Source organism: Jiangella aurantiaca, from assembly GCF_004349105.1.
GTDB classification, from domain to species: Bacteria; Actinomycetota; Actinomycetes; order Jiangellales; family Jiangellaceae; genus Jiangella; species Jiangella aurantiaca.
On sequence record NZ_SMLB01000007.1, the window covers coordinates 139,603 to 166,385 of the forward strand.

Here is a 26,783-nt window from a genome sequence, read left to right on the forward strand (position 1 = left end):
TGCCCGGAGACCGGCGCACTGGGAATCCGTGCCGTCTACCCTCCTGCCCATGAGGCGTGCGGTGCCCACGGTCGTGTGGCTGATCGCCGCGGTGCACCTGGCCATCGCGCTCGCGCAGACCGCGGTGTTCCCGAACGCGCGATCTCCCGACGAGCGCCAGCAGGTGGACCTCGTGCTACAGGTGGCCCAGGGCGAGGCGTGGCCGTGGCCGGACCCCGGCACCGCGTTCGTCACCGAGGGCGTCGAGGCAGGCTACTTCGTCCCGACGGACCGGCTCCCCGGCCGGCAGTACCTCGCCGACCGTGACGACGTCGCGCCGCGTGGCGAGCGTCCGTCCTACGCCGACGCCGGTGGCGGCGCGCCGATGGACGAGATGTACAACCAGCTCATCCAGCATCCGCCGCTGTACTACCTGCTCGGCGGCGGCGTCGTCAGCCTGATCCCCGGCTGGGCGGACCAGCCCCTCGACGCCGTGTGGATGGTGCTGCGCTGGGGCAACGCGCTGCTGACCGCCATACTGCCGATCCTGCTCTTCCTGACGGCGCGGCGCCTCGGGCTGCCGGCGCCACTGCCGGTGGTGGCGGCCGCGACCCCTCTCGTCGTGCCGGAGCTGACGCACATCGAGTCGTCGGTCAACAACGACACCCTGCTGATCGTCGTGTTCGCCGCGGCGACGTATCTGGTGGCCCGTGTGCTCACCGGTGACCTCCGGTGGCGGGTCGGTGCCGCGCTGGGGGCCGTCACCAGCCTGGCACTGCTCACCAAGGGCTTCGCGCTGCTGATGCCCGCGTGGATCGTACTCGCCTATGTCATCGCGGGCGTGCGGACACGACGGGGCGCCGACGCCGTCCGTGGGCTGCTGGTGGCCGGCGCGGCCAGCGTGCCGGGGGCGCTCTGGTGGCTGCGGAACAAAGTCGTCTACGGCACGATCCAGCCGCACGGCACGCACACCGAACCACCGGACCTCACCGCCGTCTATGGCTGGTCCGACGGCGGGTGGGACTGGCTCTCGCGGTTCGCGGAGCGGATGGTGACGCTCTTCTTCGTCAACGACCACGACTCCTCCCGCTCGATGGACGCCTCCTGGTGGATGGCGCGGGTCGCGCTCGTGGTGGTGCTCGTGGGCATCGGCGCCGCGCTCGTCCGCCGCGGCATCCCCCGTCCGGTCGCGCTGGTCCTGCTGTTCCCGATCCCCGCGCTCGCCGGGATCGTCGCGCGCGGCTCCTGGGAGCAGTTCGCGGCGTTCGGTAGCACCGGGGCGGCGCAGCAGGGCCGCTACCTGTTCCCCGGCGTCGTCGGGCTGATGGTGGTCGCCGTTGCGGGGGCGGCGGCGCTCGCGCCAGCGTGGCGGCGGTGGGTGCTCCCGGGCCTGCTGGCGCTCGCCGTCGTGATGCACGCGGCGTTCTGGCACGACGCATGGACGCTCTACTGGCTACCCGCCGACGGGCTCGCCGGCCTCGGACGGGCCATAGCGGCGGTCGCGTTCTGGTACCCGTTGCCAGCGGTGCTCCTCGGCGTCGTCCTGGTGGCCGGGATGGCCGCCGCGGCGCTCCTGGTGCGGTGGACGGTGCGCGCGGCGGCCGCGCCGGTCGAACCGCTCGAGCCGGTCGAGCCGGAACGGACGAAGGAGGCCGTGGCGTGACGCCGTCGTCCCGCGCGACGCTCCCGCTCGCCGTGCTCACCGCGATGCTGCTCTCGGCCGTGGCGGCGCTGGTCCAGGCGCCGTACGTGACCGGCGACGAGGCGCCGCACGTCGACTACGCCTACCAGGTGTGGCAGGGCGAGCTGCCGGTCTTCGAAGACGGTCTCGAGCACCGGCCGGAGGGCGCCTGGGTCGCGCCGGTCCAGTGGACGGCGCAGCATCCGCCGCTGTACTACCTGCTGGTCGCGCCGGTCGTCGGGCCGCTCGCCGAGGCCGGCCACCCGGTGGCAGCCGTGTACGCAGCCCGTGCCGCCAACGTGCTGCTCTCCGGGGTCCTCGTGCTGGTCGCGCATGGCGCCGCGCGGCGGTTCTGCCGCCCCGGCAGCACCGTCCCGCTGGTGGTCGCGTTCATCGTCGCGGCGATGGCGGCGAAGTCTCTCGTCGGCGGCTCCGGCTACAACGACCTGCTCGCGGCCGTCTTCGTGACGGCGATGTTCGGCGTCGCGGCGACGGCGATCAGGCGCGGCCTCGACGCCGGGCTCGTCCTGGCGCTCTCGCTGCTCGCCGGCGGCGCGGCGCTGACGCGGCTCTCGGCGGGCGTCGTGGCCGTCGTCGTCGCGGGCGTGGCCGGGCTGGCCGGGATCGTCCGGGCGCGGCAGGGACGTGGACGGTGGTCGCCGGTGGCCGGTCTCCTGCTCGGCGGCCCCGCGCTCGTCCTGGCCACGGCCGGCTGGTTCTATGCCCGCAACGTCGAGCTGACCGGCACCGTGACGGGCTCCCACTTCGACTGGTCCATCGAGCACCAGGGCCGCTCGCCGAAGCCGCTCTGGCAGGTGCTGGTCGAGTACGTCACCTGGCTGCGGCTGCCGAACCTGTTCTGGTGGGCCGGTCAGCAGCCGCCGCGGACGACGTACGTCCTGTACACGATGATCGTCACCGGCCTCGTGCTGGTCTGGATCCCGATCGGGATCGCCATGGCCCGGGCCGTCCGCCACCGCACCGACGGCGACCGGCAGCTGCTCGTCCTGCTGGTCCTGCCGGTCGTCGTGCTGGTGACGATGCAGGTGGTGTTCGCCTCGAACAGCGGCGGCGTGTACCCGCGCTACCTGCTGCCGGTGGCGCTGCCGCTGTGCCTGGCGATCGCCGCCGGACTCGGCGTCCGGCCCCGGCTGCTGATCCCGGTGTGGACGGCGGTCACGCTCGCCGACCTCGGCGGCTGGGTGGCGCGCGAGCTGACCACGCCGCCGGCCGAGTCCTGGTACTACACGGAGGCTCCGGTTCCGTCCGTCCTGGTCGCGGTGCTGGCCGGTGCCGCCGTCATCGGGACGGCCCGGCTGGTGCTCGCGACGACGGCGAACCGCACGCAGGTGCCGACGGCGACCGCGCCCGCCACGCAGGTCAGCGCGCCGACGGCCGCCAGCTGACCCGGTGACAGCGGGCTCCACCCGGCCAGCCGGGCTGCCGCATCTGCCGCGCTCTCCGCGTGGCCCCAGTACATGCCGCGGAAGGCGAACACCAGGGACACCGCCGCGACCACGCCGCCCCCGGCGACGATCCACGGCACCGCCACTGCGCGCGGACGGATCCCCAGCGCCGCCACGGCGGCCAGCGCCGCGAGCCCGGCGAACAGGTACCGGCCCTGGACCGCGGTGATCCAGCCGGTCTCGACGTAGTGCCGCCACGCGTTGGCCACGATGCTGACCCAGAGCGCGACCGGCAGGAGCAGCAACACCGCGGCCTCCGTGCGGGAATCGCGCCGGACCAGCGCCGCCGCGCACAGCGCTGCCACCACCGTCGCGCCGCCCCAGAAGACCACCGGCGACACCCGCAGCTCGAGCCAGCCGAAGTCGCCGAAGAACGACCGCGTGACGGCGGTGACGACCGTGGTGACGAAGTGGCCGAGCCCGGCGTTGGGCACCGGCTCCCACCGCTCGGGGATCCCGACAGGCTGGACGGCGCCGAACACCAGCAGGTTGCGCAGCCACCACCACCCGCCGGCGGCGAACGCGACCAGCCCCACGACGAGCATGCGTACCGCCCGCGGCCACCACGTCCGGCGCAGGTCCGCGAGCACGGGCCGGCCGATGGTGCCGGCCAGCAGGTATGCCAGGACGACCATGGGCACGGCGAACGCCGCCATGACCTTGGTGAGCAGCCCGACGCCGAGCGCGACCCCGAGTGCGACCGCCGTCCGCCACCCCAGGTCACCCCGCAGGACGCGCGCCACGAGCCAGGTGATGACGGCGCCCGAGAGCGTCACCAGCGCGTCGTTGGTGACCGACGAGAGGATGTGCGCGGACATGGGGACGAACAGGACGCCGCCGGCGGCGACGAGCGCCGCCGGCCGCGCCTCCGGGCGGTCGCCGAGCAGGGTGCGCGCCGTCGCCGCGGCCAGCAGTGGCAGTGGCACGAGCAGCAGCACGTCGAACAGCCGCAGCGACAGCAGCAGGTGGTCCCAGCGGGCGTCCGCCGTTCCGGTCGCGTGCAGCCAGGCCGCCGCGGCCGCGTAGTACAGCGGTGGGTGCTGGGTCATCTGGTCGACGGTGTCGAGGCTCCAGCCGCCGCTCGCTGGCGCCGGGAGCGCGTTGTCCGCCGCTACCACGAGGCGCTCCTCATCCGGGACCGGCTCGACGTCGGTGTACTGGACGACGTCGTGGCGGTTCCAGTGCGGCCAGGGGAGGTCGGACTCCAGCGCAGCCTGCCGGCGGGCGCCGTTCATCGCGGGGCTCATCCGCGCCTCGCCGGGCGCCGGCCAGCCACCGTCGTAGGCGAGCCGGAGGACGCTGTTGACGTGCTGCGGCTCGTCCGGTGCGCGGAACGCAGGCGTGAGCACCGCCCAGGCGGCGGCGACAGCCACCACCAGCAACGTGATCGCGGTGAGGGCGGCGCGGTAGCCGGTGGCGTCGCGCACGACTATCGCCCTCTCCGGGCCGCGGCGAGGCCGAGCGCGAGGTCCGCGACGGTCATCAGCACCCGCGAGGCGAGCACGGCCAGGACCGCGGCGCCGCCCGAGACCTGGTCGGCGAGGACGAGCCCGAGCACGGCCTCGCGCACGCCCACTCCGGCCGGGACGACCACGACGAGGAACCCCACCGTCCAGGCGAGTGCGTACGCCCCGGTCGCGAGCGCCGCCGTCGCGAATGTCGCCTCGGCCCCGAGCGCGGTGACGAGGAGCAACAGGTGCAGCCCGGCCAGCAGCCAGGCCAGCAGCGCCCAGGCCGACGCCCGCGCGACGCCGGCGGCACTCAACGGGTGCTCGAGCGGCGGCCGGCGCAGCCGCCGCAGCAGGAACCCGAGCAGCCGGTTCAGCACGGGCGGCAGCAGGAGCACGACGAGCAGCGGGAGCGCGAGCAGCGCGGCCCCGTACGTCGAACGGACGTCGGACGGCCCGGAGAGCACCGCGACGGCGGCGACCAGCAGCCCGGTCACGATCGAGACCAGCAGCGCCACCGCCATGACCGTCACCGACCGGCGTCGCGGGATTCGCAGGTCGGCCCCGATCTCGGCCGCGGCGACGAGGTTCCATACCCCGCCGGGCAGGTACTTGCCGAGCTGGGAGAGGAGGAACATCCGCGCCGCCGGCCCGAGCGGCACCGCCGAGCCGAGATCGGTGAGGACCGCCCGCCAGGCGGCCATGGTGGCGAGGACGTACGCGAGCGCCGTCATGAATGCTGTGAACGCCGTCAATAGAGGCAGCGCCGACCACGCGTCCTGGACCTCGTCCCACCGCCCGGCGATCGCCCAGACCGCGGCGGCGAGCGCCAGGACGAGGAAGGCCCGCCGCAGCCACGGGTGGCGCGTGATTGCGAGCAGCCGCCTCATCGGCTCGACGTCGCCGGCGCCGTGTCCAGGGCGTCGACGAGCGGCGCGACGACGGCGCGGGCGGTGAACCGCTGGGCCGCCGCGCGGCCGGCCGCCCTCGCCCGCGTGAGCGCGAGGCGATCGGTGAACGTCTCGATCGCCGTGGCCAGCGCCCCGGCGTCGCCGGGCGGCACGAAGACCGCGGCATCGCCGAACGCGCGCCGCTGCGGCCCGGTGTCGCTCGTGACGACGGCGCACCCGGCGGCAGCGCCCTGGTACACCTTGTTCGGGACGACGGCGCGGGCCTTGCTGGTGTCGCCGAAGATGCCGAGGCACACGTCGTGCCCGGCCACCAGGTCCGGCAGCTCCGCGGGGCCGACCCAGTCGTGCCAGGTCACTTCAACAGTGCTGCCGGCGCCGTCCGACGAATCCATCCCGGCCAAGACCGCGCGGACCACCGCGGCGTCCTGGCCCGACCCCACCAGCGTCACCCGGACCCGTACACCTCGGCGATCGAGCAGGCGGAGCGCCTCGGCGATCACCGGCGCTCCCTGCAGCGGCGTGAACAGGCCGAAGAAGCCCACCGTGAGCACGCCGCCGCCGGACACGTCCGTCGCCGAGGCGCGCGCTCCGGCGTCGAACCAGGCCTGCGTCGCGCCGACCGGGACGACGACGGCGTCCCGACGCCGTCGCGCCGGGACCTGCGCGGCGTGCTCCGCGGTGTCGGTGACGACGACGTCCGCCGCCGCGATCGCCAGCCGGTCGAGGCCGGACAGCAGCACGGTCCGGACGCCGGTGCCGACGCCGCGGTCGCGGGCGGTGCCGGCGGCGAAGATCAGGTGGTCCAGCACGATGGTGGCGGACGGGAAGAGGACCCGGGCCAGCAGCACGTCGAAGTGACCGAGATATCCGACGAGCACGTGGCTCGGCCACTCGTCGCGGGTCAGCCGGCGAGCGCGCCCGGCGAGCGTCAGCCACCGGCGGAGCAGGCGAGCGACGAGGACGGGCAGCAGCCACGGCTTGCGCAGCAGCTCCACCCGTCGCGCGGTGTCGAGGCCCAGCGGCGCGACGATCTCCCGGACGTCGACGCCGCGCTCGCGCAGTCCGTCGATGAGGACCTGGACCCTGGGGTGCGCGGTGGCGTCGTACGTCCCGAACGCCACGACCTTCACGAGGCGAGCGCCCGCTCGCCCGCGGCCAGCTCGTCGGCCAGCTCCTCCGCCGGATCGGTGTCGCGCCGCACGTCGTCGTACTGCAGCGCCTTGATCCGCTCGAGCGTCTCCTCCAGCAGGATGCGGTTCGTGCGCTGCAGGTCGACGATCACCAGAAGCGCGAACGTCAGCAGCGCGCCCACGAGCATCGCGGTGCCGAAGATGAGCGACTGGATGTGGCCGGCGCCGTCGCCCATGAACCAGTAGACGAGGAACCGCACGAACGGCACCAGGCCCGCCACCAGCATCGGCACGCCGATCCAGCCGAGGATCACGTTCGGCCGGTACATGAGATACGACCGGGAGATCGCCCGGCCGGACAGGTACATGTGCTGCCAGTGGTTCTTGAACAGGCGCGACTCGCGGGTCTTCGGGTTGGTCACGATCTGCAGCGAGGTGATCGCCAGGCGCTTGTTGCCGGCCTGGATGATCGTCTCCATGCAGTAGCTGAACTGCGTGACCACGTTGAGCCGGAGCAGCGCGGCGCGGGAGTAGGCGCGGAAGCCGCTCGCGGCGTCCGGCAGGTCCGTGCCCGCCGCGAAGCTCACCACCCGCGAGCCGAACCGCTGCATCGCCTTCTTGAACGGGGAGAAGTGCGCGATGGTGCTGGTCTGCCGGTCCCCGATCACCACGTCCGCCTGGCCGGCGATCACCGGCCAGACCAGGTCGGGGATGCGCTCCTGTGGGTACTGGTTGTCGCCGTCGGTGTTCACGACCATGTCCGCCCCATGGGCCAGGGCGTAGTCGACGCCGTCACGGAACGACCGGGCCAGCCCCATGGTGCGCGGATGCCGGAGCACCTCGGCACCGTAGGAGCGGGCCACCTCGGCGGTCCGGTCGGTCGAACCGTCGTCGACCACCAGCACGCGGATCTCGTCCACGCCGGGGATCGCATCTGGGATCGACTCCAGCACCAGCGGGAGCGTCTGCTCCTCGTTGAGGCACGGGATCTGGACATACAGCTTCATGACATCCTCGCGCGGGACTGCAGGGGAGAGCCGCGAGCAGGCTAACCACGGTGCGGGACGTCCGACCGGCCGTCATGGCCACTGTTCGTCGAGGGTTCACGGGAGGTATACGTTCCCGCCCGCAGGCGCTGGCCGTCGACGCCGTCCTGCTGTCCGCCGACCGGCTGCGTGCGCCTGGCGTACCACCACGATCACCCGAGCCTCAACACGATCGCAGGCGTGTTGAGGCTCGAGAAAACCTCATGATGGCCCCGAGCCCGCCCGGCAGTGGATCCGCAGCGCTCAGAAGCCGAACAGCGGGTCCCAGGGGTCGTCGTCGGCGCTGCGGATCCACTGCCGGGCGGGCTCGGGCTGGTGGTCCCAGGCGTGGTGCCGGCCGTGCGCCATCGCCTCGCCGAGGAAGGCGCGCACCTGCTGGCTGGTGACGATGGTCCGGCGGGCCTCCTCGGCGTCCCAGGTCTTCGACAGGTCAGTGCGCATCCTCTCGGACACGTCGGCGTACGCGGCGTCGTCGACGACGTTGCGCTCTTCGGCCGGGTCGGCGCCCAGGTCGTAGAGCTGGTCGGGCAGGCCGGGTGCGCGCACCAGCTTGGTCCGGCCGCGGATCACCGCCCGCACCGGCGCGATGGTGCCCTCGGCGTAGTTCTCCAGGATCACGTCCGGGTGCTCGGCGTCGCGGCCGGCCAGCTGCGGCGCGAGGCTGGCGCCGTCGAACCGGGTGGCGACGCAGTCCGGCAGGGCGGTGCCGGCCAGGTCGGCGAGCGTCGGGTGCAGGTCGGCCAGCGAGACCGGGGTGGTGACGCGGTGACGGGCGGCGACGCCGGGGCCGGCGGCCAGCAGCGGGATCCGCACCGACCACTCCCGCAGCGTGCGCTTGAAGAACATGTCGTGCTCGCCGAGCTGGTCGCCGTGGTCGCTGGTGAACAGGACGACGGTGTCGTCGGCCAGGCGGAGGCGGTCCACCTCGGCCACCAGCCGGCCCACGACGTCGTCGACGTAGCTGATCATCGCGTAGTAGCCGCGGCGGGCCAGGTACACCTGCTCCTCGGTGACATCGTGGCGGTCGACGCCGTGGAAGGCGTTCACCCAGGCGTCCAGCGGATGCCGTTCGGGCGCGGCGGCGGACCGGTCGGGCAGCCGGATGGGCCGGCCCTCGTAGCGGTCCCAGTACTCCGCCGGAGCCGCGTACGGGTCGTGCGGCTGGGTCATCGACGTGACCAGCAGCCAAGGCTCGGTCCGGCGCGGCCCGGTGTCCAGCGCCAGCTCGCGCAGCCGCTGGAGGGTCCGGAACCGCACCTCCTCGTCGTAGTGCATCTGGTACGTCCACGGCTGGGGGCCGGATCGGTTGAGGATGTCGACGTACTCGCGGCCGCCGCTGCGCTGCCGGCCCGACAGCCGCGGCGGGTCGCCGAGGCTCTCCCACGGCCGGGTCCAGGTGAGGTCGGCCGGGAAGATGTCGGTGGTCAGCCGCTCCTCGAACCCGTGCAGCTGGTCGGGCCCGACGAAATGCATCTTCCCCGCGAGGATGGTGCGGTAGCCGGCCCGCCGCAGGGTGTGCGCGAACGTCGGCACCGAGGCGGGGAACTCCTCGGCGTTGTCGTTGCACGGGACGGCGCTGGGCAGCCGGCCGGTCATCATCGACGCGCGCGACGGTACGCACAGCGGTGAGTTGGCGTAGGCGTTCTCGAACACCACCCCGCGCTCGGCCAGCGCGTCCAGGTGCGGGGTGAGGACCTCGTCGTTGCCGTACGCGCCGAGGCCGAACGCCGTCAGCTGGTCGACCATGACGATGAGGACGTTCGGCGGCTGCGGCTGCCCTGTCACGGGGGCGGGTCTCCTTGCGGTCAGGACGCGACGGCGTCGGTGTAGATGGAGGTGTCGAAGAACTGGTCGGGCTCGACGAACTGGGGCAGCGCGCCGATGTCGACGAACACCTGCTCCATGCGGCCGACCCAGTCCAGCGCGGTGCCGTCCTCGTAGAGAGCGGCCCACTCGTCGTTGGTGTAGGTCTGCGTCTTGCCGTAGATCTCGGCGCAGTCCGCGGCGGTCATGAACTCCTCCAGCCGCGGGCACGCGTCGGCGAGGGCGGCGTCGCGGTCGGCGGTGAGGTCCTCGTTCGAGCGCAGCCACACCTCGGCCAGCCTCGCGAGGGTGTCCTTGTGGTCGGCGTAGAAGTCGTTGTTCGCGACCCAGCCGCCGGCGATCGCGGCGTCCTCGTAGTCGGCGGACGTGGCGATGAGCGTGGCATCGGGCAGCTGCTCCTCGACCTGCGCGTCGAACGGCGCCCAGAGCGCGGCCGCCGGCACCCCGCCGGTGACGAACGTGTTGGCGACGGCCGGCATGTCGAGGTTGACGATCTCGACGTCGTCGGCCGGGACGCCCTCGGCCGCCAGCGCGACGTGCAGCAGCAGGTGCGCCGCCGACCCTGTCGTGGTGGCCACCTCGGTGCCGGCGAGGTCGGCCACCGACTCGATGCCAGAGTCGGGCGCCGCCCAGATCTGCTGGATGTCGGCCTCGAGGTTGTTCAGCAGGAACAGCTTGCCCTGGCCGCGGGCGGGGAAGTTGGCGACGACGGCGCCCATGACGCCGACGTCGATGCTGCCGCCGGTGAGCGCGTTGGACAGCGAGATGCCGGTCTGGAACGGAGTGAGCTCGACCTCGATGTCCTGCTCGGCGAAGTAGCCGCGCTCGTCGGCCAGCAGCAGGTTCATCGCCGGCGCCGGCCCGGGTATGTAGCCGATCCTGACGGTGGCCGGCCCGCCCTCGGCGCTGGCGTCGTCGCCGTCGTCGCCGCCACAGGCGGTGAGCAGCAAGGCGAGCGCGGCCGCACCGGCCACGGCGGCAGACGTCGTCGTCCGCATGATCATCTCCTCGAACGCAGTAGGGTCTCGATGTGCCGGCGGAGCCGGACGAACTCCGGCTCGGTCTTGATCTCGTGGGTGCGCCGGTCGCCCCACGGGACGTCGACGACCTCCTGGACGGTCGCGGGTCGTGCGCTCATGACGACGACCCGGTCGGCCAGGAAGATCGCCTCCTCCACCTGGTGGGTGACGAACAGGACGGTGCGCCGCTCGCGCTGGTTGATGTCGACCAGCGCCTCCTGCATCTGCTCGCGGGTCTGCGCGTCGAGCGCCGCGAACGGCTCGTCCATGAGCAGGATCTCGGGGTCGACGGCGTACGCGCGGGCGATGGCGACCCGCTGGCGCATGCCGCCGGACAGCGTCTTGGGCAGAGCGTCGGCGAACTCGGTGAGCCCCATCATGTCGAGGTACCGATCGGTGACGCGGGCCCGCTCCGGCCGCGTGCCCTTCCAAGCGCGCAGCCGGGTGCCGAAGTCGATGTTCCGCCGGACCGTCAGCCAGGGGAAGATCGCGTACTCCTGGAACACCACGCACCGCGACGGGCCCGGCCCGCGCACCGGCTCGCCGTTGACCAGCAGCTCGCCCCGGTCCGGGGTGACGAAGCCGGCGATCGCGTTGAGCAGCGTGCTCTTGCCGGAGCCGCTGGGGCCGACGACGGCGACGAACTCGCCGTCGTCGATGTCGAGGTCGACGTCCTGCAGGACGGAGACCGCCTTGGGCCCGGTGCCGAAGCTCTTGCTGACCGAGCGGACGGACAGCCCGCTGGTGGCGGTGGTGTGCTGCGTCATCGGCTTCCCCTGTCCTGCCAGCGAACGACGTAGGCCGAGAGCATCCGGATCCCGGTGTCCATGACCAGCGCCGAGAGGCCGATCAGGATGATCCCGGCGTAGACCGTCGGGATGTCGAGGAAGTTGCTCGCGTTCTGGATGACCGCGCCGAGACCCTGCTGGGCGGCGACCAGCTCGGCCGCGACCAGCGATGCCCAGCCGATGCCCAGCGAGACCCGGGCGGCGGTCATGATGTGCGGCACCGAGAGCGGGAAGACGACCTTGGTGAGGATCTCGAGCCGGGTCGCGCCCAGCGTCTGGGCGGCGCGCACGTACTTCTCCTCCAGCGCGGCCACGCCCTCGTAGACGATGACGATGGTCGCGAAGAAGGCGGCCCAGACCAGGACGATGCCGCGCGACAGCTCGCCGATGCCGAAGTAGACGATGACCAGCGGGACCAGCGCGATGGGCGGCAACGCCCGGAGGAAGTTCACCAACGGGTTGAACATCGCCCGGGCGATGCCGAACCAGCCCAGCACGAACCCGATCGGCGCGGCGATGGCCAGGCCCAGCCCGACCCCGACGAGCACCCGCCGGAAGCTGATCAGCAGGTCGTCGAGCAGCCCGTTGCCGAGTCCGTCGACGATGACCCGGCCGACCTCGAGCGGCGTCGGCAGCAGGCCGGCGCCGAACACCTCGCCGACGGCCATCAGGTGCCAGGCCACGACGACGACGGCGAACCCGGCGGCGCCGAGTCCGAGCCGGCCGAGCCGTGCGCCGGCCTCGAACCGGCGGACGCGGACGGTGCGGTCGTACCGGCCGACGCCGGCACCTACTCCCGTCACGATGCGCTCCTTTGGTTGAACCAATAATGCGATTAAGACCGAGGAAAGTTGCGGACCTTTTTACGCCGCCTTGATTCGACCGTCAAGCCATGGCAACGGGTTGTGCGCGACTGGATCGCGGTTATATGGTCGAACCATTGATGAGAGGATCATGGTTCGATGACTCTTCCGAGCACGTCCGACGCGGTGCGGCGGCCACGCGTCGACACGGTCACGTCGAGGCTGCGCGCCCTGATCGCCGAGGAGCGTGCCCGCGGTGGTGACCGGCTGCCGCCGGAGAAGGAGCTGAGCGAGCAGCTCGGTACGTCGCGCGGCACCCTGCGTGAGGCGCTGGCCACGCTGGAGGCCGCGGGCGAGATCGAGCGGCGCCGGCGGGTGGGGACGCTGATCACGGCGCCGCAGCGGTTCAGCCTCGATCGCGCCATCGCCTACCCGATCGACTACATCTGCTCGGTGTCGAGCATCCTGGGTGGCGCGAGCGTCGCGCACACCGTGCGCAAGGTCAGCGTGCACCGGGAGGCCGCCGACGACGAGAGCGGCCCGCTACTGGGGCTGGCCGCCGGGGCGCCGGTGTTCCGGGTCAGCCGGTCCTACGACGTCGACGGTGGCCCGGCGGCGCTGGTCGAGCACACCCTCCCGACCACGCTGAACGGCCACGAGGTGCGCATCAACTCGCTGACCGACGGCGTCACCACGTTCTTCCGCGACGTCGAGCACATCCCGCTGGTCCGCAGCGACCACGCCGTCACGGCGGTCGCCGCCACCGGCGAGCTGGCCGCCGAGCTCGAGGTGGCGCCCGGCGCGCCGCTGCTGGTCGTGCACTGCCGGCTGTTCAGCGACGACGAGCGCATCATCGCCCTCGGCCGCCTGGTCTTCCGGCCCGACGCCCTCTACCTGACCTCGAGCGCCTACCCGCGCGCCATGCCCTGAGCGGCGACGTCGTCGTCGAGCGTCGCGCGGACGCAGACGGCCGTCAGACGGGGCAGGTCCGCCAGCGGCACCAGGCCCGCCAGCCCTTTCGGCGACGACGGCAGCCCGAGCTTCCGGGCGCCGTCGGCCGCACGGTCGTCGACGTACGGCGCGACGTCGGTCCAGACGCCCTGGACCTCGCGGCAGAAGATCGCCGCACCCGTCGGACCGATCCCCGGCACGTCCTGGAGTCGCTGTTCCAGCGCGCGGGTCGACTCCGCTGCGTCGTGCAGCAGGCGCAAATCACCCCGATATCGGTCGAGCAGCAGCTCGGCACCATCACCCAGCATCGTGGCGGTGCGCTCGTCATAGCGGCGGTAGTGGCCCCGCCCAAGCGCGTCGACCCGCTGCTGCCAGGTAGCGTCGGCCATCCGCCGCGGCGTCCGGAACCCGGCCTTGGACAGCTCCTTCGCCGCGACGACCGCGATGTCCGCGTCGATGCGGGCGGACAGCAGGACCGCCAACACGAGCAGCCGGTACAGCGGCGACGGCTTGTCGGCCAGCTTGATGCCGGCCTGCTGGGCGTAGGTCTGGCCGTACCGCCGGAGCAGCTCGGCGACCTGGTCGCTGCGTCCCATGCCGCCCGCGTACCCGGGCCCACGTCGGGCATGCGCGGGGGCTGGGCCGGGTACCTGGTCAGCCAGCGGTGGACAGAGGGGACGACGGTGGTTCAGGACGGCGCGATCGGGCTGTGGCGGCAGGGCTATGGGTGGGCGAGCGGCCTGCGCGCGGGCCGGGCGGCCGCGCCGGTGCGGTTCCTCGGCCGCCGTTCGGTGGTCGTCGGCGGCCCGACCGGCGTGCGGCGGTTCTACGATCCGCGGCTGCGGCGCGCCGGAGCGATCCCGGCGCCGGTCGCCGGCGTGCTGTTCGGGCGCGACTCGGTCCACGGCCTCGACGACGAGCAGCACCACAGGCAGAAGGCGAGATACCTGGAGCTGCTCACCCCGGCCGCGGCCGACGACCTGCGTTCGCGCACGCACCACGAGTGGGAGCTGGCTGCCCGCACCTGGGAACCGGGCCGCCCGTTCGTGCTGTTCGACGAGGCCGTCCGGGTGCTCACCGCGACGATGCTCCCGTGGGCCGGTGTCCCAGCCGGCCCGGACGAGGTGTCGCGACGAGCCAGCCAGTTGGAGGCGGTGCTCGACGGCTTCGCCAGCCCGGGGCCGTCATACGTGCGCGCCGCCGCCGCCCGGCGCCGGCTGGATCGCTGGACCAGCGGCCTGATCCGCGCCGCGCGGGCCGGCCGGCTGCAGGCCCAGCCGGGCACGCCGCTCGACGTCATGGCGCTGACCCGGGAGGCGGACGGCCGGCTCCTGTCACCGCGGGCGGCCGGTGTCGCCCTGCTCAACGTCGTGCGGCCGGCGGTCGCCGTGGCGTGGTTCGTGGCCTTCGCCGCCGTCGCGCTGGCGCACCAGCCATACTGGCGGGAGCGGATCGCTGCCGGGGACGACTCGGCGCTCGGAGCGTTCGCGCAGGAGGTCCGGCGCCGCTACCCGTTCGTGCCGGTGCTCGCCGCCCGCGCCCGCAGCGACCAGGATGTGCTCGGCGTCGACGTCCCGGCGGGCGGGTACGTCGTCCTCGACGTCCACGGCACCGATCATGACCCGGCGCACTGGCCCGACCCGGACAGGTTCGACCCCGCCCGCTTCCTCGGCCCGCCGCCGGAGCCCGGCACGCTCGTCCCGCAGGGTGGCGGCGCGCTGCGCACCGGGCACCGCTGCCCGGGCGAGGACATCGCCCTCGTCCTGCTCGAGGAGGCGGTGCGCCGCCTGGCGCTGACCGGTGCCGAGCTCCCGGAGCAGGACCTGGCCGTCGATCTCGCCCGCGTCCCCACCCGCCCGCGCAGCGGCGTGCTGGTCTCAGTGGTCCCATGACACGACCGACTGATGTGATCGACGGCTTGCCGGTCCTCGCCACGCTGGACGACGTCCTGCGCGCCGTCAGCGACCATCCCGGCCTGTTGGTCCGGTACTCGAACGGGCCCGACGCCGACCGGCGCGACGGGCCGAGCCGGGACTACGAGGCCGGGATCGACCTGCCGGGCTGGTCGGTCACGACGCTGGAGCCCGAGCCGTGGTGGTCCCGATCGGCGGCCGACTGGGTCGCGCGCCGGCTGTGCAAGTACGACGAGCTCGGCCAGGACGGCCGGTTCCCCTGGTTGCTCACCGGCCGCGTCGTCGGCCGGGGCCCGGACCACGAGCCGCTCGTCACGGAAGTGGTTCCGGTGGCCCGGGTCGGCCGGCACGCGCTGGCCGAGGCACGGCGCCGGTACGAGGAGCGGTTCGACGTCGGCCGCGGCTCGGCGGGCTGACGGTCCGAAAGGTCCGGATCAACCCGTTTGTGGCTGGGCGCAGGTGGTATTCGACCAGAGTCGAGTTCACGGACCGACGCTGGAGGGGTTCAGTTCATGCCGAAACAACAGGAAGTCGTCCGGAAGATCGTCCTCGAGACGCTGATGCGCAAGATCGAGGCGGACCACTACCCGTCGTCGACGATGCTCGACTACATCGAGTCGCTGCTCACCGAGGAGGACATCGCCGACTACGTCGCGCTGCTGGCAGAGCACGTCGACCAGGACCACTACCCGAGCATCCCGATGCTCCAGCGGCTGCTGCGGCTGGCCGCCTGAGCGGCGTCGGCGCGGCCGCGCGCCCACGTCGTTTGCGGTAGTCCCGGCCGGGTACGCCGCACCCATACCCAAATCGGTACGAACCCCCACAAATGGAGTGTGCGATGAACACGGCCACCAGGGTCGCCGCAGCGGCGGCCACCGGCTACGTCCTCGGCCGCAGAAGGAGACTCAAGATGGCGATCGCCGTCGGCAGCATGCTGGCCGGCAAGCGGCTGGCCACCGATCCGCGCGGCATGCTGCGGCAGGCCGGCGAGTTCGTCGAGAGCCGCCCGGAGTTGGCGAAGCTCTCCGACCAGGTCCGCACGACGCTGTACACCGCCGCACGCGGCGCGGCCGTCGGCGCGGTGAGCCAGCGCATCGACCGGCTCAGCGACTCCATCCGCGATCGCTCGGAGCGGCTGACCGGCGGGGTCACCGAGCACGTCCCGGTCGGCCGCGGAAGCGACGAGGAGCGCGGCGAGGCCGAGCCCGAGGAGCGCCCGCGCTCGCGGCGCGAGGAGCGCGGCGAGGCCGAGCCCGAGGAGCGCCCGCGCTCGCGGCGCGAGGAGAGCCAGGAGGAGGAGCGGGGCGAGCGCCGCGGCCCGCGCCGCTCCCGGCGTGAGGACGACTCCGGCCCGGACGACCGGAGCGAGCGGCCGCGGAAGCGGACCGCGAAGAAGGCGCCGGCCAAGCGCGCGGCGTCCGAGCGCGGCGAGGCGCCTGCCCGTAAGCGGACGGCGAAGAAGTCCGCGTCCGGCCGGTCCAGCTCTGATTCGAAGGAGTGATCCCGCATGGCACGTACGGGTACGGAGGCCCGCCCGGACCAGGGCAGGCGCGGCCTGGCCGACGAGCTGCCGCTGGAACGGCTCAAGGACGAGGCGAAGAACGGGCTCACGTCGCTCGGCGAGTGGGCGGTCAAGTCCGCCGGCAACCGCATCGGCAAGGCGACCGACAAGCTCGACGACATCGCCGCGGGCGGGCCCATCGGTGGCGGCGCCCTGGCGGGTGCCGCGAAGGAGGGCCTGCCGGGCGCGGTCAAGGGCGCCCTCGGCAGCGTCAAGGACAAGGTCGTCGGCGCGGTGACCGGCGGCAAGGGCGGCAAGGGCGACAGGGCGGTCCGCTCGACCAACATCGTCGAGCAGATCGACATCGGCGCGCCCATCGATGTCGTCTACAACCAGTGGACGCAGTTCCAGGACTTCTCCGGCTTCATGAAGAAGGTCGAAAGCGTCGAGCAGAAGTCCGACGAGAAGCTCGACTTCAAGGCCCAGGTGTTCTGGTCGCACCGGACGTGGTCGGCGACGATCCTCGAGCAGGTCCCGGACGAGCTCATCATCTGGCGCTCGACGGGCCAGAAGGGCCACGTCGACGGCGCGGTGACGTTCCACGAGCTGGCGCCGCGGCTGACCAGGGTCGTCGTCGTGCTCGAGTACTACCCGAAGGGGCTGTTCGAGCACACCGGCAACATCTGGCGGGCGCAGGGCCGCCGGGCCCGGCTGGAGCTCAAGCACTTCCGCCGGCACGTCATGGTGCACCTCCTCCAGAACCCGGACGAGGTCGAGGGCTGGCGCGGCGAGATCCACGACAGCCAGGTCGAGGTGACCGACGAGGAGGCGCGCGACCGCGAGGCGGCCGAGCCCGAAGAGGGCGAGGAGTCGTACGAGGACGAGTACGCCGACGAGGAGGAGCCGGTCGACGAGGAGGAGCCGGTCGACGAGGAGGAGGACGAGGCGGTCGAGGAGGACGAGTACGCCGACGAGGAGGAGCCGGTCGACGAGGAGGACGAGGCGATCGATGAGGACGAGTACGCCGACGAGGAAGAGCCGGTCGAGGAGGAGGAGCCCGTCGAGGAGGAGGAGCCCGTCGAGGAGGCGCCGGCACCCCGCCGGCGCCGGAGAGAGGTGAGCGCATGACTGTGGTCAACCAGCGACAGTCCGGAGGCGGTGGCCAGCTGCAACGGCCCTCGCCCAGCGGACTCGCCGACGTCGTCGACATCATCCTGGACAAGGGCCTCGTGATCGACGCGTACGTGCGCGTCTCGCTGGTCGGCATCGAGTTGCTGACCATCGACGCCCGCGTCGTCGTCGCCAGTGTCGACACCTATCTGCGCTTCGCGGAGGCGACCAACCGGCTCGACCTGTACGAGCACGGCGGCAAGGACCTCACCGAGCTGATGGGCAACGGCGTGCACGAGACGGCCAGGGGCAAGACCTCCGGTGCCATCGAGGGCATCAAGGAGGCCTTCACCGGCGGCGACGAGGAGGAGAGCAAGGATCGGCGCCGACCGGCCAAGAAGGCTCCTGCCCGACGGCGGAGGAGCGAGAACGAATGACACTGACGGAAGCAGGAGCGACGATGGACGAGGGCTCGGCCGGTCCGGCCCCGCTGACGGCACAGTATGTGTATGCCATCGTGCCGGCCGGCACGTCCGCACCGGACGAGCTGACCGGTATCGACGACGGCGACATCGAGCTGATCGCGCACGGCCCGGTGGCCGCCGTGGTCGGCAAGGTCGTCACCGACCGCGCGTTCGGCCGGCGTGACGACCTGCTCGCGCACAGCCGGGTGACCGACACGCTGGCGCAGCGCTGCCCCGTGATCCCCGTGCGGTTCGGCTCCGTGGTGACCGACACCGGCGCGGTGGTGGGGGAGCTGCTCGAGCCGAACACGGAGTTCTTCGCCTCCGTCCTCGACGAGCTGTCCGGTCACCGGCAGTACGTCGTCCGGGCGCGCTACGACGAGGAGGCCGTGCTGGCGGAGATCGTCCGGGAGAACCCGGAGATCGCCGCGCTGCGTGAGGACACCCGGGACCACCCCGTCGAGGCGACCTGGAACGAGCGGATCCGGCTGGGCGAGCTGGTCGCGCGGGCACTGGAGGTCAAGCGCGACGTCGACAGCGCGGCGCTGCTCGACCTGCTCGTCCCGGCCGCCGAGGCGTGGAACATCCGCGCCGCCGGTGAGGTGGACCACCTGATCGACGTCGCCTTCCTCGTCGCCGACGAGCAGCTGGACGCGTTCGACCAGGCCGCGGAGCAGGCGGCGCGGAACCTCGCCGGGCGCGCCCGGGTCCGGCTGATCGGGCCGACGGCGCCGTACGACTTCGTGCCGGACGACGACTCATGGGCCTCCTGACCGGGCTGGTCACCTGGCCGCTCGCGCCGGTCCGCGGCGTGGTCGCGCTCGCCCGGTTGATCGGCCCCGAGGCCGAGCGGCAGTACCGCGACCCCGTCGCCGTCCGCCGGGCGCTGGACCAGGTGGAGCAGGACCGCACCGCCGGGCGGATCTCCGAGGAGGAGGCCGCGGCCATGGAGGACGAGCTGATCGGACGGCTGCTGTGAAGGCGACGGAGGCGGCCGAGCGCGCCGTCGAGCAGCTGGCCACGCTCAGCGGCCGCACGGCGCAGGCCGTCACCGGCATCGAACGGACCGACGACGGCTGGCGGGTACGGGTCGAGGTGCTGGAGCTCGAACGGATCCCGCACTCGACCGACGTGCTGGCCGAGTACGCCGTCGACCTCGACGGGGACGGCGACCTGACCAGCTACCGGCGCGTGCGGCGCTACACCCGCGGCGCGTCGAGAGAGGACTGAACGCATGACGGAGGCCAGAGAGCGCGCCCCGCTCACCCGGCCGTACGGCTCGGCGCTGGCGGCGCCGCCGCAGCCGGCGAACCTCGCCGACATCCTGGAACGAGTGCTGGACAAGGGGATCGTCATCGCCGGCGACATCCGGGTCAACCTGCTCGACATCGAGCTGCTGACGATCCGGATCCGGCTGCTGGTGGCGTCGGTCGACAAGGCCCAGGAGATGGGCATCGACTGGTGGCGCCGCGATCCGATGCTCTCGGACACCGGCAACGGCAGCGGCAACCGCGACGGCGACGGCGGCGGATCGCGCGATGGGTGAGACCGGCAGCTACCTGTACGCCATCGCGGCGCCGGTCGGCGACGAGGTCCTCGGCAGTCTGCGCGGGGTGGCCGGCGAGCCCGTGCGCGCCGTCCGCCACCGCGACCTCGTCGCCGTCGTCGGCACCGTCGACGTCGGCACGGACGGCGCGTTCGGCGAGGAGACGCTGGCCCGCAACCTCAATGACCTCGGCTGGCTGGAGGCGGCGGCGCGGGCCCATCACGCCGTCATCGACGGGGTGGCCCGCGCGGTCCCGGCCGCGCCGCTGCGGCTGGCCACCGTCGTCGCGGACGACGACGGCGTCCGTGACCGGCTGGAGCGCTGGCACGACGGCCTCCAACGGGCGCTCGACGAGATCGCCGGCCGGGCCGAGTGGAGCGTCAAGGTGTATGCGCCGGAGGCCTTCGGCCCGGACGTCGACGCGGAGCCGGTGCCGGCGGCCGGGGCGCCGGGCTCGGGCGCGGCCTACCTGCTGCGTCGTAAGGCCGCCGCGACCGCCCGCGACGACGCACTGGCCCGGGCGACGGCGGTCGCCGGGCAGGTGCACGAGGAACTGGCCAAGCACGCCGTCGACGCCCGCAGGCTCGCGGTGCAGGACCAGCGGCTGACCGGCAGCGACACCCCGATGAGCCTCAACGGCGCCTACCTGGTCCCGGCCGACGGGGCGGACGCGTTCGCGGCCACTGTCGCGGGTCTGCGGGACCGGTACGCGGACTGCCGGTTCGAGCTGGCCGGGCCGTGGCCGGCGTACTCGTTCGTCACGATGGACGAGCCGTGACGGTCGCTCCGGTCCGGCCCGAGGGGGCGCAGATCGCGCTGGTCGACCTGCTCGACCGGCTGCTAGGGACCGGCGTCGTGCTGTCCGGCGACATCACCATCTCGCTGGCCGGCGTCGACCTGGTGGAGGTCCAGTTGCACGCGCTGATCCGATCCATCCGGGCGGAGGAGCGACGGTGACCCATCCAGTGCGCGTCCTGCCGAACCGGGTCGACGCCGACGCGGACTCCGTCGAGCGCGACCTGTTCAAGCTCGTCCTCACCGTCATCGAGCTGATCCGCCAGTTGATGGAGCGGCAGGCCCTGCGGCGGGTCGACGAGGGTGATCTCAGCGACGAGCAGGTCGAGGCGCTCGGCCAGGCGTTGCTGCGGCTCGACACCGCGATGGCGGAGCTGCGCGGGCGGTACGGGCTGACCATCCGCGACCTCGACCTCGACCTCGGCCCGCTCGGCACCCTCCTGGGCGATTGAGCCGCGCCTGTCAGTATGACCGGTGGTTCAGGACGCAGAACTCGTTGCCCTCCGGGTCGGCCAGGACGGTGAACCCCTCGCGGCCGGTCTGTCCGACGTCGGCGCGGGTGGCTCCGAGCCCGAGCAGCCGCTCGACCTCCATGTCCGCCCTCCCCTCCGCGGCGACGAGGTCCGGGTGGTTGCGGTTCTTCTCGTGCTTCGGGCCCGCGCTGGGCTGCAGCCAGACTGAGAGCGTCCCCGCCGGTGCGCTCTCGGGCGGCCGCAGGTGGGCGCCGCCGCCGTCGCTGTCGGGCTCGATCCGGTAGCCGAGCGCCGCGGCCCAGAACCGCGCCATCAGGTCCACGTCCCGGACGTCGAGTGTCCACTGTGCGAACGTGCTCGTCATCGATCCTCCCGGTCGTCGTGTCTACGGCGGCCGTACCCAGCGGCGCACGTCCCAGGCATGCGGCCGCCGGTCGCGGGTACGTCCCGGCCAGTCCGAACGGCGTGACCGAAAGGTGGCAGCGATGGCCGACAGCCGTGACGTGGTCGACCTGATCGAGAAGGACCACCGGGAGATCGAGCGGCTCTTCGAGCTGCTGCGGACCGACCCGGGACAGCGGGACCTGGCGGTCACCGAGGTGATGGCCCTGCTGGTCGCGCACAGCCGGGCCGAGGAGGCCGAGGTCTACCCCGTCGCGCGTGATGAGGCCGGCGAGACCGAGGAGGTCGCGCACAGCCAGGAGGAGCACGCGGAGGCCGAGGCGTTCCTCACGGCGCGGGCGGAGCACCTCGGCGAGCGGCCGGGCGAGGCCACCCGCGCGGACCTCGCCCAGCAGGCGCGCAACCTCGGTGTGGACGGCACCGGCTCGATGTCCAAGGAGGAGCTGCGTGAAGAGGTCCGGCCCGACTGAGGCCGGGCCGTTCGAAGGAGGCCATGATGCGGAACCTGCGGCGCTGGGGCGCGGTGTACGTCCTGATCCTGTTGTTCCTCGGTTCGTGGCTGGGGCAGTTCTTCACCCAGCTGTCGGAGTTCCGCAGCGAGCAGCGGACCCACGGTGAGCCGTTCACCTGGTCGGACTATCTGACGTCGTTCTTCGCCTCGACGTTCGAGAACTGGCAGAGCGAGTGGCTGCAGCTGGTCTTCCAGGCCGTGCTGCTGCTGGCCGCGAAGCACCTGCTGTTCCAGGCCGACGCCGAGGACCTGGAGCGGATCGAGCGCAAGATCGACAACATCCACGAGCGGGTGGGCGCCGGCGAGGTCGGCCCGGAGTCCGGAGACGAGGCGGCGATCAACCCCGAGCCCAGTACCTGACCGCTGACCCGGTTGCCACCCCGGCCGCTGGGTACGGGGCGCCGGCGAGACAACGGCGAGACACCGGCGAGGTACCGGCGAGTGAGGAGGGACCATGGCCGAGACGGTGGCGGCCCGGTTGCTGGGACGGTTGCGCGAGTGGGGGGTCGAGCAGGTCTTCGGGTATCCGGGCGACGGCATCAACGCGATCGTCGCGGCGTTCGAGGAGGCCGACGACGAGCCGAGGTTCATCCAGGCGCGGCACGAGGAGATGGCGGCGCTCCAGGCCGTCGGGTACGCCAAGTTCAGCGGCCGGCCCGGCGTCTGCGTCGCCACCTCGGGACCCGGGGCGATCCACCTGCTCAACGGCCTCTACGACGCCAAGCTCGACCACGTGCCGGTGGTGGCGATCGCCGGGCAGACCGACCGCGCGGCGATGGGCGGGCACTACCAGCAGGAGGTCGACCTGCAGGCGCTGTTCAAGGACGTCGCCAGCGAGTACCTGACTGAGGTGAACGTCCCGGAGCAGCTGCCGAACGCCGTCGACCGGGCGTTCCGGACGGCGCTGGCCCGGCGCGCGCCGACGGCGGTCATCGTCCCGGCCGACGTCCAGGAGCTGGACTACCACGCGCCGGGCCACGTGTTCCGGCAGGTGCCCTCCGGCCCGCCGGACGCGCCGTCGTCCGTCGTCGTGCCCTCCGAGGAGCAGCTGGCCGCGGCCGCCGAGGTGATCAACGCGGGGGAGAAGGTCGCGATCCTGGTAGGGCAGGGCGCCCGCGGCGCGGCCGGCGAGATCATGAAGCTGGCCGAGACCACCGGAGCCGGCGTGGCGAAGGCACTGCTGGGCAAGGACGTGCTCTCCGACGACCTGCCGTACGTCACCGGGGCGATCGGGCTGCTCGGCACCCGGGCCAGCTACGAGCTGATGCGTGACTGCGACACGCTGCTGATCGTCGGCTCCAGCTTCCCGTACACCCAGTACCTACCCGGCTTCGGCCAGGCCCGCGCGGTCCAGATCGACCTCGACGGGCGGATGGCCGGCATGCGCTACCCGACGGAGGTCAACCTCGTCGGCGACGCGGGCGCGACGCTGCGGGCGTTGCTACCGCTGCTGCGGCCCGTGCGCGACCGCTCGTGGCGCGAGTGGGTCGAGCGCACCGTCACCGACTGGTGGGAGACGGTGGAGCGGCAGGCGATGGTCGACGCGAAGCCGATCAACCCGATGCGGATCGTGCACGAGCTGTCGCTGCGGATCCCCGACGACGCGATCGTCACCGCCGACTCCGGCTCGTCGACGAACTGGTACGCGCGGCTGCTGCGGGTGCACGGGACGATGCGCGGCTCGCTGTCCGGCACACTGGCGACGATGGGCGCAGCGGTGCCGTACGCGATCGGCGCGAAGTTCGCCCACCCGGACCGGCCGGTCGTCGCGCTCGTCGGCGACGGTGCGATGCAGATGAACGGGCTGGCCGAGCTGCTGACGATCAGCCGCTACCAGGACCGCTGGGCCGACCGGCGGCTCGTCGTCTGCGTGTTCCACAACAACGACCTCAACCAGGTGACGTGGGAGCTGCGGGCGCTCGGCGGGGCGCCGAAGTTCGAGGAGTCGCAGAGTCTGCCCGACGTCGACTACGCCGGGGTGGCGCGCGCCTTCGGCCTCGATGCGATCGCGGTCGACGAGCCGGGCGAGGTAGGCGACGCCTGGGACCGGGCGCTGTCGGCGGACGGGCCGATGCTGCTGGACGTCCGGTGCGATCCTGAAGTGCCGCCGATCCCGCCGCACGCGACGTTCGAGCAGCTGAAGGACACCACGGAGGCGCTGCTCAAGGGCGACCCGAACGCGTGGCGAGTGCTGGTCCAAGGCGTGAAGAGCAAGGCGCAGGAGTTCGTGCCAGGCCGCCGCTAGCCGACCTCGTCGAGGAGGTCGAGGACGGCACGCTCGACCCGTTCGCGGTCCTCCTCGCCGACCAGCACGTCGTCGGTGCCGAGCCGCTCCAGCGTGCGGCGGACGGTGACGCCCTGCTGGAACGCCTGGATGACCGCGGGATCGACGTAGGCGGAACGGCAGACCGCCGGGGTGTTGCCGAGGTACTCGGCGACCTCCTTGATCGCGCGCGCCTCGGCCCGGCGGCGGGCGGTCCGGCTCAGCGCCGCCGGGTCGTCCAACGCCGTCGCGAGCGCCACCGCGGCGAGCACCGTGCCGTGCCAGGTGCGGAAGTCCTTGGCACTGTTGTCGTCGCCGCAGATCTCGTGCAGATAGTCGTTGATGTCGGCGGAGCGGACCTCGTGCCAGGCGCGTCCCTCGAAGTAGGCGAGCAGCGTCTGGTGCGGCTCGCGGCGGCGCATCAGCGCCCGCACCACCGCGACGACGTCCTCGTCGGCGACCGCCTGGACCCGCTCCTGGCCGGACTTCGCCGGGTACTCGAACACGAGGGTCGGACGCCGACCGCGAGGTCTGACGTCAGTCCTCGATGATGACGCGCCGCCGCGGGCGACGCTCACGTGCGAGCGGAGCACGGTGGCGAGGCCGTGCGAGCCGTTCTCCTGCGCGTAGGCCTCGCTGCCGATACGGAAGAACCCGATGTCGAGCAGCCGGGCGGCAGTGGCGAGGACGCGGCGGCGGTTCAGCCCGCGGGTGGCAAGGTCCTCGGCGATGCGGACGCGGGCCTTCGGCAGCGTCCGGCCGAACTCGCGGACCCGGGCGAACTTCTCCCGGTCGCGCTGCACGCGCCACGCCTCGTGGTACAGGTACTGCCGCCGGCCGGCGTCGTCGGTGCCGACGGCCTGCAGGTGGCCGTGCGGCCATGGGCAGATTCGCACGTCCTTCCAGGCCGGCGGGATCACCAGGCCGGTGATGCGGGCCAGCGCCTCGTCGTCGCACAGCGGTTCGCCGCCGACGTCGACGTAGCCGAACCCGCGACCCCGGCGGCGCCGCAGGATCGCCGGCCCGGCCGGATCCCATCGTCGCAGTCGCACCGCCACCCCCTCCGTGCGCAGGGTTCATACCCCGCGGGCCCGGCCGCACACGGCCGAATGGCGGCGCGCACCAGGGGTACAGGCGCAGCAAGGACGAACCGACGACCCGAGAGGAGCACCGATGACCACCGCGACGAAGTCGGTCGACGTGCACGTACCAATCACGACCGCGTACAACCAGTGGACGCAGTTCGAGGAGTTCCCGAAGTTCATGGACGACGTCGAGTCGGTCCGCCAACTCGACGACCGGCACCTGCACTGGACGGTGAAGATCGCCGGAGTGAAGCGCGAGTTCGACGCCGAGATCACCGAGCAGCATCCCGACGAGCGCATCGCCTGGCGCTCCACCGGCGGCACCGACCAGGCCGGCGTCGTGACGTTCCACAAGCTCGACAACGACAACACGCGGGTGACGCTGCAACTGGACATGGAGCCCGAAGGCATGGTTGAGACCGTCGCGGACAAGAGCGGCATCGTCTCCAGAGCCGCCGAGCGCGACATGGAGAACTTCAAGCAGTTCATCGAGGAACGCGGCCTCGCCTCCGGCGCCTGGCGCGGCGACGTCCCGCGTGAGGGATAGCCGGCGAGGCGCGGGTCAGCGGCGGGGGTCGACGATGAGCTTCACGACGTCGGCCGTTGCGGCGATCGCTGTCGGCCAGGTGTCGACGTAGCGCTCACCGGCCGGCGCCGTCAGGCAGAAGCACGCCAGAGCGGCCGCGGGAGCACCGTCCGGACGACCGACGGCTGCGGTGGCGGCTCGGCGCCGTCGAGCAGCGTGCTGACGATGTCGGCGGCCTCCGCCGCGAGCGCGCGCCGGTCGATCGACAACGTCGACAGCGGGGGCGACATGACGGCACCGAGCGAGAGGCCGTCGACGCCGACGACGCGCAGGTCGCCGGGGACGGCGACACCGTCGAGCTGGGCCTGCTGCATCGCGCCCATGGCCATGAGGTCGTTGAACACCACCACGGTGTCGACGTCGGGGTGCTTTGCCCGGAGCCGGACGAGGCCGTCGGCGCCGCCCCTGATCGACTCCTCGGCGACGACGACGGCATCGGCGGAGTCCGGCCCGGCGAACCGCTCGTAGGACCGTCGCCGGCGGGTCGGCCGGTACCGGCGGCCGTCCTCCGGCGGCATGCTGGACTCGATCAGGCCGAACCGTCGTGCGCCACGGCTCCTGAGCTCGTCCAGCAGCGCCTCGATCGCGGCGTCGAAGTCGACGATCACGGCGTGCATGCCGGACACGGTGGCCGGCCGTTCCACCTGGACCAGCGGCACGCCGCGCGCGGCGGCCACCAGGTCCGTCTCGTCGCCTATGAAGTAGCCGACGATCGCGTCAGCCTGGCCGCTGAGCGCGGCGACGAGCGCGACGTCGTCGCCCTGCTCGTGCGAGGCCATCAGCACCTGCCATCCGCGCGGCGTGACGACGTCGAGCAGCTCGGCGGCGAGTTCGGTGTAGTAGGGGTTGCGCAGCGAGCCGAGGACGAGCCCGATGGAACGGACCTTCCGCCGGGCGGCCAGGTTGCTGGCGAACCGGCTGGGCCGGTACCCGAGCTCAGCGGCGGTCCGCAGGACCAGCTCGCGGGTGCGCTGGCTGATCTCGGGCATGCCGTTCATCGCCCGGGTGACGGTCTGCCGGGAGACGCCGGCCGCCGCCGCGACGTCCTCGATCGTGATGTGGCCGCCGCTCATCGTCGCCCCTTCTTG

The 26,783-nt window shown here is 72.6% G+C and carries 31 protein-coding genes; 19 read left to right on the forward strand and 12 right to left on the reverse strand.

The annotated features are described in order from the left end of the window. The first annotated feature begins 49 nt into the window (after window positions 1–49). Window positions 50–1,642 carry an ArnT family glycosyltransferase gene (locus tag E1262_RS07800; RefSeq protein WP_132102572.1) on the forward strand — a complete coding sequence of 531 codons (1,593 nt, stop codon included), beginning with the start codon at window positions 50–52 and terminating at the stop codon, window positions 1,640–1,642. A gap of 1,261 nt (window positions 1,643–2,903) precedes the next feature. Here E1262_RS07800 and E1262_RS07810 read toward each other — a convergent pair. The 8 genes from E1262_RS07810 to E1262_RS07845 all read right to left on the reverse strand — a co-directional run bounded on the left by E1262_RS07810 (window position 2,904) and on the right by E1262_RS07845 (window position 12,095). Further along, window positions 2,904–4,553 carry a DUF2142 domain-containing protein gene (locus E1262_RS07810; RefSeq protein ID WP_162605813.1) on the reverse strand — a complete coding sequence of 550 codons (1,650 nt, stop codon included), beginning with the start codon at window positions 4,551–4,553 and terminating at the stop codon, window positions 2,904–2,906. Window positions 4,554–4,555: 2 nt separating this feature from the next. Continuing rightward, on the reverse strand, window positions 4,556–5,464 hold the full coding sequence (locus tag E1262_RS07815; protein ID WP_132102575.1) for a lysylphosphatidylglycerol synthase domain-containing protein: 909 nt from the start codon (window positions 5,462–5,464) through the stop codon (window positions 4,556–4,558). Beyond that, window positions 5,461–6,615: a glycosyltransferase family 4 protein gene (locus E1262_RS07820; protein ID WP_132102576.1), complete on the reverse strand. Its 1,155-nt coding sequence runs from the start codon at window positions 6,613–6,615 to the stop codon at window positions 5,461–5,463. Before E1262_RS07820 ends, E1262_RS07815 begins: the two co-directional genes overlap by 4 nt. After that, window positions 6,612–7,622, reverse strand: coding sequence for a glycosyltransferase family 2 protein (locus tag E1262_RS07825; protein ID WP_132102577.1), 1,011 nt, complete (start codon window positions 7,620–7,622; stop codon window positions 6,612–6,614). Before E1262_RS07825 ends, E1262_RS07820 begins: the two co-directional genes overlap by 4 nt. A 282-nt stretch (window positions 7,623–7,904) precedes the next feature. After that, window positions 7,905–9,446: a choline-sulfatase gene (gene betC / locus E1262_RS07830; RefSeq protein ID WP_132102578.1), complete on the reverse strand. Its 1,542-nt coding sequence runs from the start codon at window positions 9,444–9,446 to the stop codon at window positions 7,905–7,907. Between the two features lie 20 nt (window positions 9,447–9,466). Beyond that, window positions 9,467–10,483: an ABC transporter substrate-binding protein gene (locus E1262_RS07835; RefSeq protein WP_162605814.1), complete on the reverse strand. Its 1,017-nt coding sequence runs from the start codon at window positions 10,481–10,483 to the stop codon at window positions 9,467–9,469. A gap of 2 nt (window positions 10,484–10,485) precedes the next feature. Beyond that, window positions 10,486–11,271, reverse strand: coding sequence for an ABC transporter ATP-binding protein (locus tag E1262_RS07840; protein ID WP_132102580.1), 786 nt, complete (start codon window positions 11,269–11,271; stop codon window positions 10,486–10,488). Next, window positions 11,268–12,095 carry an ABC transporter permease gene (locus E1262_RS07845; RefSeq protein WP_203453663.1) on the reverse strand — a complete coding sequence of 276 codons (828 nt, stop codon included), beginning with the start codon at window positions 12,093–12,095 and terminating at the stop codon, window positions 11,268–11,270. Before E1262_RS07845 ends, E1262_RS07840 begins: the two co-directional genes overlap by 4 nt. Before the next feature lie 159 nt (window positions 12,096–12,254). Between E1262_RS07845 and E1262_RS07850 the strand changes: the two genes are divergently transcribed. Further along, window positions 12,255–13,025: a GntR family transcriptional regulator gene (locus tag E1262_RS07850; RefSeq protein ID WP_132102581.1), complete on the forward strand. Its 771-nt coding sequence runs from the start codon at window positions 12,255–12,257 to the stop codon at window positions 13,023–13,025. Here the strand turns inward: E1262_RS07850 and E1262_RS07855 are convergent. Next, entirely contained in the window at window positions 13,004–13,642 is a 639-nt protein-coding gene (locus E1262_RS07855; protein ID WP_132102582.1) for an endonuclease, read from the reverse strand. The two genes, E1262_RS07850 and E1262_RS07855, sit on opposite strands and share 22 nt — an antisense overlap. Window positions 13,643–13,672: 30 nt before the next feature. Here E1262_RS07855 and E1262_RS07860 point away from each other — a divergent pair, with 30 nt between their 5' ends. The 13 genes from E1262_RS07860 (at window position 13,673) to E1262_RS07920 (ending at window position 20,827) form a co-directional block, all read left to right on the forward strand. Then, a complete protein-coding gene (locus tag E1262_RS07860; RefSeq protein WP_132102583.1) occupies window positions 13,673–14,938 on the forward strand; it encodes a cytochrome P450 in 1,266 nt (421 codons plus the stop codon). Continuing rightward, on the forward strand, window positions 14,935–15,375 hold the full coding sequence (locus E1262_RS07865; protein WP_132102584.1) for a DUF6098 family protein: 441 nt from the start codon (window positions 14,935–14,937) through the stop codon (window positions 15,373–15,375). The genes E1262_RS07860 and E1262_RS07865 overlap by 4 nt, the downstream gene beginning before the upstream one ends. A 96-nt stretch (window positions 15,376–15,471) precedes the next feature. Further along, a complete protein-coding gene (locus E1262_RS07870) occupies window positions 15,472–15,693 on the forward strand; it encodes a hypothetical protein (RefSeq protein ID WP_132102585.1) in 222 nt (73 codons plus the stop codon). 104 nt (window positions 15,694–15,797) lie between these two features. After that, entirely contained in the window at window positions 15,798–16,460 is a 663-nt protein-coding gene (locus E1262_RS07875; protein ID WP_132102586.1) for a hypothetical protein, read from the forward strand. A 6-nt stretch (window positions 16,461–16,466) separates the two neighbouring features. Then, a complete protein-coding gene (locus E1262_RS07880; protein WP_132102587.1) occupies window positions 16,467–17,588 on the forward strand; it encodes an SRPBCC family protein in 1,122 nt (373 codons plus the stop codon). Beyond that, entirely contained in the window at window positions 17,585–18,007 is a 423-nt protein-coding gene (gene gvpJ, locus E1262_RS07885) for a gas vesicle protein GvpJ (RefSeq protein ID WP_132102588.1), read from the forward strand. The genes E1262_RS07880 and gvpJ (E1262_RS07885) overlap by 4 nt, the downstream gene beginning before the upstream one ends. Further along, a complete protein-coding gene (locus E1262_RS07890) occupies window positions 18,004–18,807 on the forward strand; it encodes a GvpL/GvpF family gas vesicle protein (RefSeq protein WP_132102589.1) in 804 nt (267 codons plus the stop codon). Before gvpJ (E1262_RS07885) ends, E1262_RS07890 begins: the two co-directional genes overlap by 4 nt. Beyond that, entirely contained in the window at window positions 18,795–19,013 is a 219-nt protein-coding gene (locus E1262_RS07895; RefSeq protein WP_132102590.1) for a gas vesicle protein GvpG, read from the forward strand. The genes E1262_RS07890 and E1262_RS07895 overlap by 13 nt, the downstream gene beginning before the upstream one ends. Then, the gene (locus tag E1262_RS07900; protein WP_132102591.1) at window positions 19,010–19,264 is read left to right on the forward strand and encodes a gas vesicle protein GvpO; all 255 of its coding nucleotides are present in this window, start codon (window positions 19,010–19,012) and stop codon (window positions 19,262–19,264) included. Before E1262_RS07895 ends, E1262_RS07900 begins: the two co-directional genes overlap by 4 nt. A gap of 4 nt (window positions 19,265–19,268) precedes the next feature. Beyond that, a complete protein-coding gene (gene gvpJ, locus E1262_RS31905; RefSeq protein WP_203453664.1) occupies window positions 19,269–19,580 on the forward strand; it encodes a gas vesicle protein GvpJ in 312 nt (103 codons plus the stop codon). Then, on the forward strand, window positions 19,573–20,358 hold the full coding sequence (locus E1262_RS07910) for a GvpL/GvpF family gas vesicle protein (protein WP_132102592.1): 786 nt from the start codon (window positions 19,573–19,575) through the stop codon (window positions 20,356–20,358). The genes gvpJ (E1262_RS31905) and E1262_RS07910 overlap by 8 nt, the downstream gene beginning before the upstream one ends. Further along, a complete protein-coding gene (locus E1262_RS07915; protein ID WP_203453665.1) occupies window positions 20,355–20,537 on the forward strand; it encodes a gas vesicle protein in 183 nt (60 codons plus the stop codon). The genes E1262_RS07910 and E1262_RS07915 overlap by 4 nt, the downstream gene beginning before the upstream one ends. An 8-nt stretch (window positions 20,538–20,545) precedes the next feature. After that, entirely contained in the window at window positions 20,546–20,827 is a 282-nt protein-coding gene (locus E1262_RS07920; RefSeq protein WP_132102640.1) for a gas vesicle protein K, read from the forward strand. Window positions 20,828–20,837: 10 nt separating this feature from the next. Here the strand turns inward: E1262_RS07920 and E1262_RS07925 are convergent, their stop codons facing one another. After that, window positions 20,838–21,212: a VOC family protein gene (locus tag E1262_RS07925; protein WP_132102594.1), complete on the reverse strand. Its 375-nt coding sequence runs from the start codon at window positions 21,210–21,212 to the stop codon at window positions 20,838–20,840. 121 nt (window positions 21,213–21,333) lie between these two features. Between E1262_RS07925 and E1262_RS07930 the strand changes: the two genes are divergently transcribed. The 3 genes from E1262_RS07930 (at window position 21,334) to E1262_RS07940 (ending at window position 24,006) form a co-directional block, all read left to right on the forward strand. After that, the gene (locus tag E1262_RS07930) at window positions 21,334–21,720 is read left to right on the forward strand and encodes a hemerythrin domain-containing protein (RefSeq protein ID WP_132102595.1); all 387 of its coding nucleotides are present in this window, start codon (window positions 21,334–21,336) and stop codon (window positions 21,718–21,720) included. Window positions 21,721–21,743: 23 nt separating this feature from the next. Then, window positions 21,744–22,121, forward strand: coding sequence for a DUF6766 family protein (locus E1262_RS07935; RefSeq protein WP_203453666.1), 378 nt, complete (start codon window positions 21,744–21,746; stop codon window positions 22,119–22,121). Between the two features lie 94 nt (window positions 22,122–22,215). Beyond that, window positions 22,216–24,006 (forward strand): thiamine pyrophosphate-requiring protein, encoded by a 1,791-nt coding sequence (locus tag E1262_RS07940; RefSeq protein ID WP_132102596.1) that lies wholly within the window; start codon window positions 22,216–22,218, stop codon window positions 24,004–24,006. Here the strand turns inward: E1262_RS07940 and E1262_RS07945 are convergent. Next, window positions 24,003–25,076 (reverse strand): DNA topoisomerase IB, encoded by a 1,074-nt coding sequence (locus E1262_RS07945; RefSeq protein ID WP_132102597.1) that lies wholly within the window; start codon window positions 25,074–25,076, stop codon window positions 24,003–24,005. The genes E1262_RS07940 and E1262_RS07945 overlap by 4 nt on opposite strands. Window positions 25,077–25,197: 121 nt before the next feature. On the opposite strand from E1262_RS07945, the gene E1262_RS07950 reads away from it, so the two are divergent. Next, window positions 25,198–25,656, forward strand: a complete 459-nt coding sequence (locus E1262_RS07950; RefSeq protein ID WP_132102598.1) for an SRPBCC family protein — start codon at window positions 25,198–25,200, stop codon at window positions 25,654–25,656. 110 nt (window positions 25,657–25,766) lie between these two features. Here E1262_RS07950 and E1262_RS07955 read toward each other — a convergent pair whose 3' ends face one another. Next, on the reverse strand, window positions 25,767–26,768 hold the full coding sequence (locus E1262_RS07955; RefSeq protein WP_132102599.1) for a LacI family DNA-binding transcriptional regulator: 1,002 nt from the start codon (window positions 26,766–26,768) through the stop codon (window positions 25,767–25,769). Window positions 26,769–26,783 lie beyond the last annotated feature (15 nt).